The sequence below is a fragment of the Salinibaculum rarum genome (assembly GCF_030505615.1).
In the GTDB taxonomy this organism is placed as follows: Archaea; Halobacteriota; Halobacteria; order Halobacteriales; family Haloarculaceae; genus Salinibaculum; species Salinibaculum rarum.
The window spans coordinates 1,485,785-1,502,005 of sequence record NZ_CP129992.1; the positions used below are offsets into that span (position 1 = coordinate 1,485,785).

The following is a 16,221-nucleotide window of genomic DNA, read 5'->3' on the forward strand; positions in this document are numbered from 1 at the left end:
GAATAAAGTCCTCGATCTATTTCAATCACGTCTACAAGGACCGTGGTATCTCCCCCACCCTCTCGATTTTACGGCAGAAATTTAACTTTCCATATACTACTCTAGAGAGAACTCCCCCACCCAGCACCTTGAATTCGAACCCATCGAATCCCCGCCGCAAATAGTCTAACAAGCCGTTTTCTTCTACGGTAAATGCAGTTGATTACGAGTTTCAGCAATCACGCAGAGCATCTCAATTACTCTTTACTATCTGAAAACTCTTTCATATTCACTACCAGCTTTCCGTCTGCCATTAATCAGGCATTCTATAGTCTTACTATAGAACGACATATTTTAGTTTATAAGAAATCGGGTGAAATATACTAATATTGATAGTTATTTTTACACATAAGGTGTTTGTGAAGACTGCACCAGTTACATCTTGGCGTACTGGCTTGCTATCGCCCGTTTCTTTTATGCCTATAGTGTGACTATAGACTGGAGTAATCATTCATACCATTATTTTAGTGAATAGAATTCGTGAGTGCGGGAAACTGAATTTCTCCCATAGTCATATGCTTGTTGGCAGATGGCTGATTTTAGCTTCTCGGTGTTGAACCCACTGAACCGCCTGGTATCTGAGGGTCTATAGTGAGACTATAGTTTGGAGTCATGCATATTACATAGAGTATACCGGGTAGTAGAGCATCTGGGACGCCGTTCTCCGGTTTCCTCGAACTCATAACCAACTTGGATTATCGGGATTGTGTGAAACGCCAGAATCCTTGCTTTAGAGGAGTTGAATGGGCTGTCTATAGTCTCACTATAGTCTCCTCTTTTTATTTTGGCACGAATTTCTTTCTTATGCATTCAACCAGTTGATAACAACAAAAAATGACGCCTTGAAGATGGTGTAGAAACTCTCTAAAACGTTTTGAGTGTGTGATTGGCGTTTATTGCGGGTGGTTAGTTCTATTCTGAGGATTTTGAGAAGGTTATAGATACTCTAAAACAATCTAAGGTTGTGGATGGGGGTAAAACACCCATGTACGTCGGGGGAAATCGTCCTAAGGAACAGGGTGACGTACGTGTGATGGCCCCATTGGAGGGGCTCATTGTGGAGTGGGTGCGTCTGGTGGGCGGACTTCTGGCGGCAGTCGGCCTTGGTGAGTTGGTTGTGCGTTGTGTATGGTTTGTGATAAGGATATCTGGTGTTTGTTGCGGGGTCATGAGCGGAGAGGGGACACACGTCTTGTATCTGGTGACCCTCTCGCGGGGGTGCTTCCGGAGTTGGGTTTGTGGGCGAGGGTTGGGTGCACTGAGACCAGTGCGTGTGGTCTGCTCTTTGGAGGGATCTGTTGCTATAGTTGAGATATTGATAAATGTGTGTGTGAGTTCCCGCGAACCCTTCCGGGACATCATGCTGGAAGCTTCTAGTTCTCATGGGAACAGATCTTCAGAGACTACCCCAGAAGGGATACAAAAAAGGAAATATGGGTAGTATGGTTGGAAGTAAAGTAAGAGAGTGAGTGGATAGGTAGCACGATATATGCAGAGGTTGAGGGCGCAGTAGAAAGGTTAATTCGGAACCGAAGTAAGAGAACCAAAGCCTCTACTGCCGATACTTAGGGGGCAAATTTCCATTTGACCCCCTTCTTACGGCGCCCTCAGAGGTTAGAAACCTATCTGATAATTGGCTCCTGTGGATAAGTGACGTGGGGAGTGGAAGACAGTGTGATGGGTGAGGAGTAATAGCATGCCCAGTTCGGGAAGGGGTGTGAGAGATGACATTATATCAGAACTCTGATTGAGTTGAGTGGTGGTTGTGTGAGTAGTTTGGCTTGATGAGCAATGATGAGTAGAACGCTTGTGTTGAGCATCCACAGGAAACGGCTACGTGATCCGGGAATGTTTCTATGGCACACTGGTGGCACATCCGACTTCCAGAAACCATCCTCGTGAGGCGACAGACAGCTAAGAATTTTCTCTCACCGCTGTAGTTGCGCGGTCGCGTGGAGTAACTGGCGCGACCGCGCAGGGGTGTTTGTCCCAGTAGGCAGCAACCCTCGGTCGCGGTGATACTATGCATACGATCACAGACTCAAATTCGCAACTTCCTGACCCACCAATATCGGCAGCAGACGTTCCCATCGACGAATTGCCCGAAGTGCCTCTGGATGCAGCAGTCCCTCAGGCTTTGTTTCAGGGGATACACAATAAGTCTCGACAAATAGCACGGCAACGTGACGAGAGCAAGACAGGCAGTGGAGAACTATACGGAACGTGTGGACGGACAGAAGCACATGAAATCGGTCACACCGGCGAACTTGTGGCAGGTGGGGTCCTAGGCCTCGACCTGGACGAGAAAGTATACGCGGACGGGGATCCCGGGTACGATCATCAGGTCGGAGACTACACTATCGACACAAAGACGACCGCAACAGAACATTCTCGACCGCGACTGGTCGTCTCGACTGACGTTCCTGCGGCCGATTGGTTTCTTCTGGTTCATCTCCGACTTCAGGAGGGAGTTGGTCGGATTATTGGGTTCCGCGACCGTGCGACTGTTCAAGAACAATCCCTCGAATATTTCCCAAGGAACAATCTAAATCACGTCCTTGATTGGGATCAGCTATATCCAATCCGTTACTTTTCGTCATTGGTAGCGGCACAGGGAGTAACGAAAAGTCTCTACGATGATTGGATCGACGCTCGGGGCTGTCAAAAGTGCGGAGCTTTACTTGACGATGACTCCGAACACGTCGTCCACATCGATGAACATGGCCTTGAAACAGACCTCTCACTCTGTCCGGAGTGTGCGGATCTCATATCGGCCGCTGCAAAACAGGGCTACGCAACAGAATACACGCTTTATCGCCGCCCTGACGAGGATACCTGATCAGCCTCTGCTTGCGTTTCTAATTCCGAGAGAACGCGTGATATCGAGTCTAAACGCGGGTTTCTTCACGTTCTCCTTCAGTTAGATCCACGAGTGTCTCCTTTGCAAAGTCCACACCCCTCCTAACCTTTTAAGCCAAATAGTTCGTACTCTAACTCTGGAATGACTGATACATCAATTGGAGGTGTACGGTGTGACCAGTGAAGTGACCGACCCGAACATTCCGATTCTCGTTGGAGAGTACGAAGGAGATGATCCTCTGCTCTTCAGTTCAAATCAGTGTGGTGCGGATTATGTCACGGTGCACATCCCAGACTTAGGAGTCGGGTATAGTCCGAGGTGCGGCGAGACGCTGACCAGTGATGAGTCGGACTGGAAACTGATCTCGGCACATTCGGTGCAAACGGAAGATATGCCAGAATTCCCGACGAAAGAGCGCGGCACGCAGTATCGGCTCTGTTCCCGCTGTCAGAACATCCTGGAGAAACCCCCACGCTATCGATCACTTTAGTCAAGGCCGTGCAGTAATCAATTTTGCATCGCTTGTCTTCGCATCTGATATTAAAGATTCTATATTACTTCCTGAACAAATTCAGCGGTGATCTTCTGCCGATCTTCTATCGCTGCATCATCTAGAACACGGCTACAAAGTGCTAACACTTGCCGAATATTGCCTTGCGACCGTTGTAAAATCAGATCAAGGCTTTCTTGCGTAAACGGCCGAACTTGACTGGCATCTGTATTCGAGCGTCTCTCACGGTCTAGATAGTCCCCTATTAGCTCGTAAAGATGCTCGCTAGTCAACGGACGGAGTGATACTTCTTGTCCGATTCTTTCGCTGAATGCATGATATTCGCTCATCACGTCCTGCCAGACTTCGGGAGCACATCCAAACAGCATACAGAGTCCTGAACTGTTCTGATCCATCAGGTGCCGAATACTGTTCAGGGTTGCCTGTTCGTCTTTTGTAGAGAGGCGAGCGACACTCTCGAACTCGTCCACGAACACGAAGACGCCGGTATATCCGAGCTCTAGTAACGTGTTTTTGAGAGCGGTAAACGCCCTCACCCCCATCGTATCATCATCTAGTGCGCTGTGGATCTCCATTTCTTTGCGCTGTTCGTACCGGATTCCCTCCGCGGTGAGCCACTGCCAGGCGTATAGATTGGTGTCCTCGTACACCATGTGAACGATTGCTCTCGCAAAGTCAGCGAATTTTGTCACGTCGCTAAGCCGTCGGATCGCTTCCGGAACGATGTCGGATAGCAGGACATCGCCCTCATCAATGAGCGAGCGCATAGCGCTCGCACCAATCGGATTAGTTTCTGTGCTGTCACGCGCGACCGTTGCGAGAAACTCGTAGGCGATCTCCTGAAGCCGGTTAAATCCAAGGTCGTACACGAACTCGTGGTAGATGTCGAGAAACCCTTCGCCGGGTTGTGCCACGTATCCGACGACGACATCGTCTCGGTCTCGTAGCAGGGAACGGGTGTATTTGAGCGTGTGTGACTTCCCGTTTCCGTACTTCCCGGTCACCACGAGGTGCTTGGACTTGCCGGTTGCGAGCATCGACGACACTGTCGAGCTGATCTTGTCCGAGACGTGTTGCTGCCCGCAGTAGATCTCGGGATTCTCGTCCGGAACCGGACTATACGGAAACGGGTTCGCGTCCAGATCGTACTGAGAGTAATCTTGCTGTTCGTCGTTGATTGTGAATGCGTCGGACATCTATGAGGCCTCCTTGTTGAACGTGATGTCGCGGTCGTACACCGCGAGGTAGTAGTATTGTTTGTCGTACAGTTCCACGCCGCTCATCACCTGCTGTGTGGACTGCGACGTCGTAACGAGGTCACCGTCATCGGATCGTTCTATCTGCTTGATACCGAGAGTGGCGTCCTTCGCCGCCGAGTCCAGAGGAGCGCCCGAGAGCTCAAGTTTACCCACGTTCTGCTGACACACCGCGAGCAAGGCATCGTCGAAGTCATCGCGGGCACAACCAAGCCGTTCACATACTTCCTCGCGGAGTCTCGGAATCGACATGTACCGCTGGCGCAAGTCCACTCCCGCAGTCTGTTCGAGGTCGTCGTAGACTTCGAGCAGTACGGTGTGGAAGTTGGGCGGTGCCCCGGAACGGTCCTTCAGGTAGTAACTCCCGGAGAAGGCGTTCCGCTGAACACGCCCCAGACGTTCCGCCCAGTCGCCGACGACCTCTATTCCGGTCTGGTTGAACGAGTACGGGGTGAACTCTTGGGTTTCCTCCAGTCGTTCCAATAGGGCATCCAGGCCGCCCCGACCATCGTCCTCTAAGGTTTCGATGAACGCCTTGTAGTGTGGGCTGTGCGTGGCAAGGATGGCACTCGCTCCTTGCCAGTCCTCCGTTCGGACCGCCTCTAGGAACGACTCACCAACGTCAGTGGTCGCGTAAACGGACTCCTCTTCGTCACCCTTCTTGGACAGGAGTGAGATACGCTCCGCTTCGAGGATCGTTTCGCGCGCACGGCGGTGGCTGACGTTGAGGGCTGCCTCGACTTCATCCGTGGATTTGGCTCCTTCTTGGCAGACGTGGGTGAGCTCTACCAAGCGGCTCAGGGTGACCGGTCGGATGGTGGCCCTCACTTCGGTCATGTGAGCCTCCGCACTTGCTGCTTGGCGGTCTCGTACGCCCGTCTGGTAACCTCGTTCCCCTGGAACCGGAGGTCGAGATACTCCTCAACGTCCCGCTCCGCTTCGACAACGTACCGGAATCGCCTGAGTTCAGTCGCCAGAGCCCAGAGGTTGTGCTTGGTGAGCGCGGTCCGGTCTTCACGGATCTCCTCTAGTTCCCGCTGTCCACAGACGGGACACGGGCAGGGCAGTCTATCTAACGACTCAATGTTCCGTAGTGGTTCGCCACCGAATCCGGGAATCAGATAGTTCCGATTGCCCGCACTTCGTATGAACGCCGACGAGTCGAAGCTATCGACGCCGAGGTACAGCAGGAGCGGTTGGTAGACGATGCCGCCGAGGCCGTACACGTGCAAGTGCTTGTCCGTAGCCTGTCTCGCCGAAAGTACCAGTTTAGTTACCTTCTTGTAGTCGGTTCGGATAGGGACCATACTTCCAAGGGCGTATCCGTCGAAGTCGCCGTTTTTCTCCAGATGCCGGATGCTATTCCGGATGGTTTCGGGGTCATACCCGTGCACGCTTGCGAAGAGCAACGCGTCTCCAGTGTGGCGATCACTCGCCTCAAGGGCGTATTCGACGCTCTGGTCGATACGTCGTTGGTTTTCCGCCGCGCGGTTCTCCCTAGATAGGGGGGCATCGACAGTTCCGTAGATGTCCGCTTCGAGTTGGTCCTGTGTCTCGAGCGTTTCTGCTGGGGTAGTGTCGATCTCTTCTCCGGAGAAATCGAACCCTCCGCTATCTGCGAAGACTATCGTGTCCTCCGGGACGTCCATCTCTTCTCGTAACGTGACGCCGTTGGTCAGTCTATTCCACATCGGTTCCCGGTTCCTGATCGACCGAGCGTTAATCATCGCCGCCGAGAAATCCGGGATAGTGCCGACGTACGTCGGGGTATTGTCACTCGACCGCTTCCCGATATTGCGAACAGGGAATAGTACTGGGGTGTACAACTCCCCGTGCGGGAGGTCGAGTTTTCGTCTTCTGTACAACATCCCTCCCGCTCGGATAAGCTGTTATCACACTTAACTACTGGCCCGATATACTTGTCGAGGTGATGAAAGATTCGTTGACCTTTCTCTAGAACTTCTCGAAAGCCGTTTGAGTTGGACCATCTTCGACACGTCGGCAGAGTTCTTCGATATCGTGGGGGCGTAAGGTATCGAGGTTACTCAGACGAGAAGCGAAATTTTCCATATAGAGCCCTTTTAGGCCTACAACAATGGTGCCGTGGTTCTTTGCGTCTTCCGTCCGGGCGGGAACCGATACGATGTTCTCGAACTGACCATCGACGAGTTCGCGGTTGAACACCACCCCGATCCGATCTGCGCGCACTTCCTGCACCATCTCATCGATCTCAATGCTGGTGTAGTAATCGCTACCGAGAGTAAAGAACACAACATCATAATCCGCTTCGTCTATAACCTGCCTGAGATCCTCCTTGATCTGAAGTCGCTTCGAGCGCTCTCGTATCTCCCCGACGTTCATCGAACTAAAGGTCACTTCGTAGGGTGGAAGGGATTCGTCGTCCGCCACGAGACCGAATCCCGCGCTGATGAAATATCGGTTAGCGTTATGTCCCTGACTCTGCAACCGACGTACTGCATCCTTCACGAATTCTTGCTGTCTGCCGGTGTATAGGTCGCGTGCGGCGATCCCCGGAACATTATCCCGATTCAACAACTCCTCTCGTGAGTACTTGAGGGTCTCTTCCGCGTCGAAGACAGGTGCCCCTTCCGGGATATCTTTGGAACCAGAGCATTGGTCGATGATGAGGACGTTCAGTCCATCTCTCGTATCGAGTTCTGGTGGATGGGGGACAAAATCGTCGCCTGCAACATAGTTACGACCACACGCCTCTAGGACGCTCTCCCGTAGCGCCTCAGCGTCGTCGAACGCATGTAGTTCGCAGTCGTTTTCCGCTACAGCGTCAGATACGGAGGAATCAACCTTCTCGTCGGACATTAGCAGGAACATCTTCTGGTACCGTGCTGTCTGGGTCTCTAAATTCTCTGCCATTCTGTTGGGAGCGAAGGATACAGTAGAGGGCGTCTCGTTCCACCACTCTTGAATCCCTTTTGCGTCAACCACTCCTATTTCTGCGACCGGTAGGTCGTGGACATGTTCCCAGAAGTCTGGGTGCTCGCTCCGGAGATACGCTTCTACGTCACTGATCTGATTCAGATTGGGCGTTCCTTTGACTGCGATGAGAAGCTTTGGTAGCTCGTCAGCGAACTCATCGTAGAATCGGCGCGTGTTGTGGAATCCACGACGTCGATTTCGGTCATTACCACGGAAGATACACACCTCAATTCCGTTCTCCTCACAAATCGGGCAGTCGCACCTCTCCCAGGGACGCTCCCGCAGCGTCTTCCTGTATTCTTCTAGTAGGTCATCGTCCCCGATCCACTCCGCGTAATCATTGACGACAGACCAGATTCGGTCGTAAGCGTTCGAAGGGTTCTGGCGCTCTAAGACCGTCGGCACCCGTGGGAACCCCTCAAATTCTTGTTCCGCCACTGAGAGCAATTCGTCGTACTGTTCAATTGGTATCGGATCCTGAGCTGTGTCTTCACGAAGAAGCTTGACGATTTTCCCTCTCAGGTCGTCGCTGAAGGCCACTTGGAGCTCTCCAGCGTATTCAAAGTCGTCTCGGAGCGCAGCCTCTACATCCCGTAACCGAGATTCGTCGTATCGATCGTCGTGGCGATGACAGCGCAGGTATTCACGGGTCGCAGGGAGGACTTTTTGGGCTTTCTGGTGCCAGGTCTGAATGGCTTCCTCGATCGACGTTTCTGCATCGTAAGCGCGCAGCGCAACGAGCGTCTCTCTCCCTCGGAGAGATTTCTGAACCGCCTCTCGGAGGTCATCTCCGTTAGACGGATACCTGACTCGGATAGCGTCGTATCGTTCGTCGTCGTACAGGCGATAGTTCTCGCCACCGGTCCAGGCCGAACGCAACATACTCGCGCTGTCGAAACTCGACATTCCGGACCGCCCGACAGTTTCGAATCCCTCGGCTTTCGCAAAGCCGAAAACGTGCGAATCGACTCGGGTATTGTTCTCCCGCTCGAAGGACTTGACGGCTTTCCCTACCCCCTTTACGATCTGTCTCACGTCGTGGATCGGACTTCCGGCAACGCCGCCGATTCCGAGGTAGTCATACCCGATATCGAGCACCTCTTTGACGGCCCTGACGTACGACTCTGGGTCCCATCCCTGGATCGCTACCATCAACCGGAACGGGCGATCCTCGGTCTGGTACAGGTCGTACATCTCTCGCGCGTTGCGTAGCGTAAGCTCGTAACGGAACTTCTTGTCGTCGTCACGGTATACCGCACGCGGATCGTCCGATAGTCTAGCGAGAACTGCGTCGATGTCTCCACGGAACGTGTCCGGACTGAATGTTTCCACTTCTGCGGCACTCGCGGCTTGTATCGAAGGCTCGTACTCGTCAACGTAATCTGGCCACTCGTCCGGCCACTCATCGACCATCAGATCCACAGTGTCCTCAAGGGCGTCGGGAATATCGTCTTCTTCGAACTTGTCCCCGAAGGCTCGCTCGTCGAGGTAGAGACGGCCCTTGTCCTTGCCGGAACCGAGTACCAAGTGATCGATTGTGACCCCTACGGAGATTTCCAACTCCTCGTAGAAGTCGAGCATCTCCTCGTTTCCATATGGCGGGAAAGGGAGGGATTTGTACCCCCATGCCCCGCAGTCACTGATTGTCGGGAGCCACTCCGGAACAGAAAGAACCGGGTCGTCGTAGACGCCGTACTTAATGAGACGCTCCGCCTTCCTATTCGTCTCCTCTACTTGTTCACGCGAGATTAGTACCCCGTCGATAGGTGTTGTTTCGTGGTCGAATATATCCCAGATGTAATCTAGCTCACGCTCCTGACGGTCGAGATTTGAGAGCTCGTCGTGTTCGAAATCGTAGTGCGCATCGACCGCGTCGTCCCACTCAGGAACGTAGAACCTCACAGATTAGATCACCGTCTTAGCCTTACTTGGTTCCATCATATGAATATCCCTTTCTCTCGGGACGGAGAACTACTACGGTATTCTTCCGATAATATTTAGTGCATACTCTAAGAAGGATCGATCATGTCCTTAGAGCAAGAATCCTCTTCTAACCTCGCCGACGCTGGCGAGCGAACACTATACGTGGGCGAGGATCGACCGATCAGAATCAGTACAGGGCATCGCATCTTACATCACGACGGGAAGTGCAGTCGCCCTCACGGTCACAACTACGAGGTATCGGTTGAAGTAATCGGAACACTCACCGATGAAGGGTGGGTAGTGGACAAAGGAGATATTACTTCAATAATATCTGAGTGGGACCATCGCTTTCTCCTTGAGGAGGGCGATCCTCTAATTGACGCCTTCGAACAGAGTGGGGAGGGAGACGGAGTTGTCGTTCTGGATCACCCGCCTACGGCAGAGGTGATGAGCATCATCCTAGAACGCAAACTCCTCAAAAGCCTCCCGGATTCGGTATCGGATGTCTCGGCTCGGGTCAGAGAGACTGCTGAACTCTGTGCGGGAGTTACCCACTGATGCCAGTTAATTCGACCTCTGCTCAGAAGGAGACTCCCAACGCCGATGGGGAGACGCTCCCAATTAACGAACTATTCTACTCACTCCAGGGCGAGGGGAAACTCACGGGAGAACCGTCGGTGTTCATCCGGACGAGCGGCTGTAACCTCCGGTGTTGGTTCTGTGACTCTTACCACACCTCATGGGAGCCGACCCACGCCAACATGGCTCTTGACGACATTGTCGCGGAAGTTGACTCTCACGAGAAGGCCGAACACGTCGTTCTGACGGGAGGTGAGCCGCTCATCCACGACGGAGCGGTCTCGCTTCTCAAACGTCTCGATGACCGCGGCTACCACACGACTGTAGAGACGAACGGAACTATCTATCGAGACGCCCCCATCGACTTGGCAAGCATCAGCCCGAAACTCACATCAAGCACACCCATACCCGATAAAGATCCGAAAGGCGACGGTGAGTGGGCCGAACGTCACGAAGACCGTCGTATTGATCTCGACGCGCTTGGGAATCTAGTTGACGAGTACGACACGCAACTCAAGTTCGTCGTTACCGGTCCCGAAGATATGCCCGACATCGAGGACCTAGTCGAGAATATTCGAAATACAGCCGCCAAGCGTGTCCCCAATTCGGAGATTCTCCTTATGCCGGAGGGGACGACCCGCGAGGAACTCGACAAGAAACGAACCGTGGTCGCAGATCTATCGATGGAGTACGGCTACCGATACACTCCGCGGTTGCACGTGGATCTCTGGAACGACGCCCCAGGTACGTAACATGACGAGCTCACATTCCGAACTGAACCAACGGACTGGCAGCGAGAAAGACATCGACTACGAGAAAGCACAGCGCGGTGTCCGTCTCCTGTTAGAGGCAGTGGGTGAAGACCCTGAGCGAGATGGTCTCACCGAGACGTGGCAGCGTCGTGTTCCCGAGACGTTTAACACACTCACAGAAGGGAAGCGAGAAGCATCGAAGCCGACGATGCGAACGTTCGATGCCCAAAGCGACGACCTCATCATCAAGACGGACATTCCGATCTATTCCCTGTGCGAACACCACCTGTTACCATTCTTCGGGACGGCCCACGTCGCGTACCGGCCAGCCGGAGAAGTCGTCGGGTTATCGAAGCTCACGCGGTACGTCCGCTGGCAGACGAGACAGCTCACGATGCAGGAGCGGCTGACGAACGATATCGCCTCTGGACTTGCCGATGAACTTGACGCGCCCGCGGTACTCGTCGAAGTGAGTGCAACCCACCTATGCGAATCAATGCGCGGCATAGAGACGGAAAGTATGACTACCACTAGGACCTCCGTGGGAGACCTGACTGAGGAAGAACGAGAACAGTTCCACGATGCCGTTGACCGGGAGGAAAACCGATGAACCGACCGCGTGCAGTCGTCTTAGCGTCAGGTGGGATGGATAGTGCAACAGCCGCCGCAGTCGCCCAGGACGCCGGCTATGACCTATATCTGCTCCACACATCGTACGGCCAGCAGACTGAGAGTAAGGAGTTGGAATGCGCGAAGGCGCAAGCCGAAGCCTTCGACGCCGTGGACTTCCTACATCTCACGACCGACCACCTCTCGAAAATCGGAGCTTCGAGTCTCACCGACGAAGAGATGGAGATCGAAGACGCGGATCTGGAGGGCGACGAAATTCCGTCCTCCTATGTTCCGTTCCGGAACGCTAATCTCCTCTCTATGGCGACCTCGTACGCCGAAGCCAAGGAGTGCGATGCAGTGTTCATCGGTGCCCATACCGAGGACTTTTCGGGATATCCGGACTGCCGCCCCGAATTCTTCGAGGCGTTCCAGCAGGTCGTTGATGTCGGCACGAAACCCGAGACGGACATCAGTATCGAAGCTCCGTTCGACGAGTGGTCCAAGACTGACATCGCCGAACGGGGGCTCGAACTCGGTGTCCCCTACGAACATACATGGAGCTGCTACCGAGAGGAAGAGCCGGCATGCGGTACCTGCGATGCCTGTGCTTTCCGTCTTCAGGCGTTTCAAAACCTCGGGGAGCGTGATCCTGTCGATTACGCGGAGCGTCCTGACTACACTGAGACGTAACGATAAGCGACGAATTGCCCGCGATTAAGTGGCTTCCGTCACTATGGTGATTCAAGGCGCGGTGGCTCATGAAAATGGGCCCGGTGCTTGAGACACCGTACCCGCGCTGTCTGGTGAGACAGCATGTTCGCTATAGGCGACTATTCGCAAAAGTCCCGTGGTCAGATACAGTTCGGAGTATCGGTGGATTCGACAGAGGTGAGATTACCGTGACTGTCGCTGATGGCGCTCCTTCCGAGATATCCGATATCTTCTCGATCCTCGGTAACCGGCGTCGTGTCCTGCTGATTAGATATCTCAGCTTATTCGAACGCCAGAAAGAGGTTGAAGTCCGACACCTTGCGAGGGTTCTCGGAGGCATCGAAACCGGAACACCTCCCCGTAACGTCGTGCGTGACGACTACGAATCTGTATATAACGGGTTACTTCAGACACATCTGCCAACTCTCGACGAGAGGGGCGTAATCGAGTACGATGAGCAACATAAGACGGTGACAGTGACTACACAGATCGAGCGGTACATGGTTCTCGCCGCGATCTCTCGGTTTGTTGTTTCGGCCCAGTCATTCAAATAGTGGGGCTCGAGAGGAACCCTGTCTTAGTTGCCATAGATGACGAGAGAGCAACCTATGAACCAGGGCTTCCCAGACGACAAGACTCGATAGAGTTCAACACGTTATCGGAAGCGGGACGGGAGTGCTGGACTTCGCCGTGGAGGGCGAGGACGGTTGCTATACTTGGGAGGTGGAAGACGTGGATCACGTAGAAAATATCGAAGAGAACCGCTTTATCATGTATCCAGAGTGGGAATTCTTCGTGTGCAAAATCGAATCTGCCAGTGAGGAGGGTAACGAAGGGACCGTTCGATGTTAGTGCAAATAAGATTCCGCAGCGTTAGTCGTTTAGGGAATATTCCGGGCGTGCGGGGCAACTCCACCGAACGTCGCACTCGGTACAAGTCCCCTCTGATGGCGCTTCGTTCTCCGTGATATCGAACCAGTTTTTCGCTTCCCGATCTCGCTCTATATCTCGTACGGTTCGCTCGAACGCTTCTAACGAATCCTCGACTTCCCTGTCCTCGAACGTGACCTCGAATTGAGCGTCTTCTTTGTTGTCTTCCCCGAGGAAGTAGATGACGCCGCGGTCGGGGTACGTCCCCTCGTTGTACCTGTAGAGTTCAGCGTACGTGTGTAACTGCGTCCGATAATCGTCGAGCTCTCGGCCGCCCTCCGGGCGTTGACCTGCCTTGTAGTCCCAGATCTCTCGGCCGTGTTCATCGCTGACTAAGACGTCAACGACTCCCTCAAGCACGAAGTCCTCCTGACTGCTCTCCAACCGGTGTTCGGTATCCACGACGCGGGGATACAGTCGCTCCCCCTCACGTCGATTGAAGCGTTGGATATATTCTAAGGCGGTCTCTTCTGCCTCTTCGCTCATCGGATAGATGTTCCGGGCTTTCAGCGCTTCTGCGACCTCCCGAAAGTATTCCTCTACGTCGTCATCGGAGGGAACTTGTCCGCGAGTCGCGTCTTCCAATTCGCCGGCGTAGTGGCGATGTGCCCGGTCGAGAGTCTCGTGGACAACGCGCCCGAAGAACAGTTGCGTCACGTGGTTGGGCGTGAAGTCCATGTCCGTGTAGTACCCGTACTGACGCTTGCAGCGTCGGTACGCAAGCACGTCGCCCGTGATGCTGTAACGGCGCTTCAGTTCCACCGCTTCATGGGATCCCACGCCTCCTTCGACCTGCTGGAGGAAGTCATCAGGATTCCGAACCCGTCGTTCATCGCTGAACCAGTCCGTAGACAGAGGGTCGCCGTCCTGATATCCGAGGGAGAGTTCGGTCGGAGCGTCCTCTTGGTCGAGTAGGAAGAGGTCTTGTTCTGCCCGCGAATAGGCGACGTAGAACCGACGGATTTCGTCCCGTCTCGATCTGGAATCGACCGTTCCCCCGGGATTGATGCTGGCGAAGTCACGGAGTTGCTCTTCGATCCAGTACGTTCCTCCGAACGTCCAGGGCTCACTGTCGAGGTCGCTCGTGAAGACCACCGGGAACTCCAGTCCCTTCGCCTGGTGGACTGTCATAACTTGGACGAACCCCGACGGAATCTGATCGTGCGGGTCTTCGGGCTCGTCGAAGTCCGTGGAATTGAGGTAGCCGCAAAACAAGTAATAGAAACTCCCGAGGAATCGCGTCGATACAGAATCGGCCCACGAAGACGGAGACAGCGTGGATCGACCTGACACACTTGCGAACGAATCGAAGAGGTTAGTCAGTCGTCCCAATCGCTTCCCCCGGGCGGGCTCGTCAGTGCTCTCGATCCACGTGACGAACGGTTCGAACGACAGAACACGATACAGCAGGTCGAGCAGAGTCATCCCGAGCGTCTCATCTTCGTCCAACTGCACGACTTCGTCTTCGACGTCCCTGACGAACCGGCGGAGTTGGGACGCATCGTACTCGTCCGCGTACTCGTCGAACTCTCCGAACCACTCCTCGACCTGGTCTCTGACACCTCCCTTGATTCCCCTCTTTTCGAGACAGTCGAGCTTAGGGTCTATACAGCGGATGATAGCTCCGAGAGCGAACCGAACCTCGTCTTGATCGAGATACGCTTTGTTCCGAGGGTTGTGGACGGGTATTCCGCGATCGCGCAGAGCCTCGACAAATGGACCAGCCCATCGGCTGCTTTCCTTGGCGCTCTTGAAGAGGAAGGCCACCTGGCTGTAATCGTCGATGTAATCCCTGTCGTTGAGTTCTTGAACGAGTTCTGTCGCCTTTTCGGCCGGAGGACCGTCACTTCTCCCTTCGAGAATCGCGCGGACGCTGACTCGACCGTCGGTGCCGTCTCTACCGACAGTCATAGGTTCTTTCCCCGGAGCGCGGGCGCCTTCCTTTTGCATCGCCGGGAATTCGCCGATGTATCGGTTACACCACGACACGATATCGCGGGTCGAGCGGTAGTTCGTCTTGAGTTGAATGCTCCGGACGGGGACGTCGAAACGATCACGCACCCGCTCCGGGAAGCGGATAAGACATTCCACTGTTCCGCCTCGGAATCGATACAGGGCCTGGTCGTCATCCCCTACGACTGTGATGTTGGGGGCGTCTAACTCCTCTAACAACCGGAAATAAAGTTCCTGCTGGAGCGGGTTCGTGTCCTGATATTCGTCCACGAGGACGTGCTCCAGAGGGGGACGTTCTCTCTCCTCCTCACCGTGAACGAACCGTTCCCCGGAGTTGTGATGCAAGAATTCGATGAATCGCTCCAGTAACCGAGCGAAGTCACACCGCCGCTCTTCGCGTAGGGTCTCACGGTACTTCTCTAATCCCTCGGCACACACGCGCCAAGGCCATTCTTCGTGTGACTTCAGCTCCTCTGTTGATGCAAGGTACTGGGAGACCCGATTGAATAGCTTCGAGGCGCCCTGCGTGGCCTGCCACTTGTTGGGACCGTATTCCGAGTGGACCTGCCAGCCGAATATCTCGTCGAAGAACTCCCATTCGTCGCTCGTATCGTTCAGGTCTTCTGGGATAGTTTCCCAATCGGAGGAATCAATATCCGCACCACGGAGGTAATCGACAAACTCACAGTTGTCATACATAAACAGCTGCTGTCCGTCCTCGTCCAGCAGTTCGACGTTCCCGTAATCCGGATACCGGTACTCCTGCATAATATCGTTACACAGGGAGTGAAGCGTCCCTATTCGAATCTTGTTCGCGTCAACGGCTTCGCCGTACCCAATCGCATCCAACCGGTCCACGATTCGTTCTTCAAGACTCTGAGCCGCCTTCTCGGTAAAGGTCGTGAGGAAGATACTCCCCGGTTCGACCCCGTCCACCAGGATTAGCTTCAGAGTCCGCGAAACGAGGACTTCGGTCTTACCGCTCCCGGGGCCGGCCGTTATATGAAGGGGTCCACCGCTATGGAGAATCGCTCGCCGCTGAGCTTGATTGAGCGACCAGTCGGGTTCATCGAATCTCTGCCGATTAGCGTCTTCCAACCGGTTGAGAAACTCGTTCTCTGAGATCGGCAGACTAGACAT

The 16,221-nt window shown here is 54.1% G+C and carries 12 protein-coding genes; 7 read left to right on the forward strand and 5 right to left on the reverse strand.

Features of this window, described 5'->3' with window-relative positions; genetic code table 11:
* Nucleotides 1-2,062: 2,062 nt before the first annotated feature.
* Nucleotides 2,063-2,878, forward strand: coding sequence for a hypothetical protein (locus tag QYL91_RS07965; RefSeq protein WP_302079969.1), 816 nt, complete (start codon nucleotides 2,063-2,065; stop codon nucleotides 2,876-2,878).
* A gap of 570 nt (nucleotides 2,879-3,448) precedes the next feature.
* On the opposite strand, the gene QYL91_RS07970 is transcribed toward QYL91_RS07965, so the two are convergent.
* From QYL91_RS07970 to QYL91_RS07985, 4 genes are all read right to left on the reverse strand, one after another.
* On the reverse strand, nucleotides 3,449-4,606 hold the full coding sequence (locus tag QYL91_RS07970; protein WP_302079970.1) for a BREX system ATP-binding domain-containing protein: 1,158 nt from the start codon (nucleotides 4,604-4,606) through the stop codon (nucleotides 3,449-3,451).
* Nucleotides 4,607-5,503, reverse strand: coding sequence for a hypothetical protein (locus QYL91_RS07975; protein WP_302079971.1), 897 nt, complete (start codon nucleotides 5,501-5,503; stop codon nucleotides 4,607-4,609).
* The gene (locus QYL91_RS07980) at nucleotides 5,500-6,534 is read right to left on the reverse strand and encodes a tRNA-guanine transglycosylase (RefSeq protein WP_302079972.1); all 1,035 of its coding nucleotides are present in this window, start codon (nucleotides 6,532-6,534) and stop codon (nucleotides 5,500-5,502) included. Before QYL91_RS07980 ends, QYL91_RS07975 begins: the two co-directional genes overlap by 4 nt.
* 85 nt (nucleotides 6,535-6,619) lie before the next feature.
* Complete coding sequence (locus QYL91_RS07985) at nucleotides 6,620-9,523, reverse strand: DUF6884 domain-containing protein (RefSeq protein ID WP_302079973.1); 2,904 nt, start codon at nucleotides 9,521-9,523, stop codon at nucleotides 6,620-6,622.
* A gap of 123 nt (nucleotides 9,524-9,646) precedes the next feature.
* On the opposite strand from QYL91_RS07985, the gene QYL91_RS07990 reads away from it, so the two are divergent.
* The 6 genes from QYL91_RS07990 (at nucleotide 9,647) to QYL91_RS08015 (ending at nucleotide 13,050) form a co-directional block, all read left to right on the forward strand.
* A complete protein-coding gene (locus tag QYL91_RS07990) occupies nucleotides 9,647-10,102 on the forward strand; it encodes a 6-pyruvoyl trahydropterin synthase family protein (RefSeq protein ID WP_302079974.1) in 456 nt (151 codons plus the stop codon).
* Complete coding sequence (locus QYL91_RS07995; protein WP_302079975.1) at nucleotides 10,102-10,875, forward strand: 7-carboxy-7-deazaguanine synthase QueE; 774 nt, start codon at nucleotides 10,102-10,104, stop codon at nucleotides 10,873-10,875. The genes QYL91_RS07990 and QYL91_RS07995 overlap by 1 nt, the downstream gene beginning before the upstream one ends.
* Before the next feature lies 1 nt (nucleotide 10,876).
* Nucleotides 10,877-11,485 (forward strand): GTP cyclohydrolase I, encoded by a 609-nt coding sequence (gene folE / locus QYL91_RS08000; RefSeq protein ID WP_302079976.1) that lies wholly within the window; start codon nucleotides 10,877-10,879, stop codon nucleotides 11,483-11,485.
* Nucleotides 11,482-12,177, forward strand: a complete 696-nt coding sequence (gene queC, locus QYL91_RS08005) for a 7-cyano-7-deazaguanine synthase QueC (protein WP_302079977.1) — start codon at nucleotides 11,482-11,484, stop codon at nucleotides 12,175-12,177. The genes folE and queC overlap by 4 nt, the downstream gene beginning before the upstream one ends.
* Nucleotides 12,178-12,386: 209 nt before the next feature.
* The gene (locus QYL91_RS08010; protein ID WP_302079978.1) at nucleotides 12,387-12,752 is read left to right on the forward strand and encodes a DUF7344 domain-containing protein; all 366 of its coding nucleotides are present in this window, start codon (nucleotides 12,387-12,389) and stop codon (nucleotides 12,750-12,752) included.
* A 121-nt stretch (nucleotides 12,753-12,873) separates the two neighbouring features.
* Nucleotides 12,874-13,050 (forward strand): hypothetical protein, encoded by a 177-nt coding sequence (locus QYL91_RS08015; protein WP_302079979.1) that lies wholly within the window; start codon nucleotides 12,874-12,876, stop codon nucleotides 13,048-13,050.
* 21 nt (nucleotides 13,051-13,071) lie between these two features.
* Here the strand turns inward: QYL91_RS08015 and QYL91_RS08020 are convergent, their stop codons facing one another.
* Nucleotides 13,072-16,221: a UrvD/REP family ATP-dependent DNA helicase gene (locus QYL91_RS08020; RefSeq protein WP_302079980.1), complete on the reverse strand. Its 3,150-nt coding sequence runs from the start codon at nucleotides 16,219-16,221 to the stop codon at nucleotides 13,072-13,074.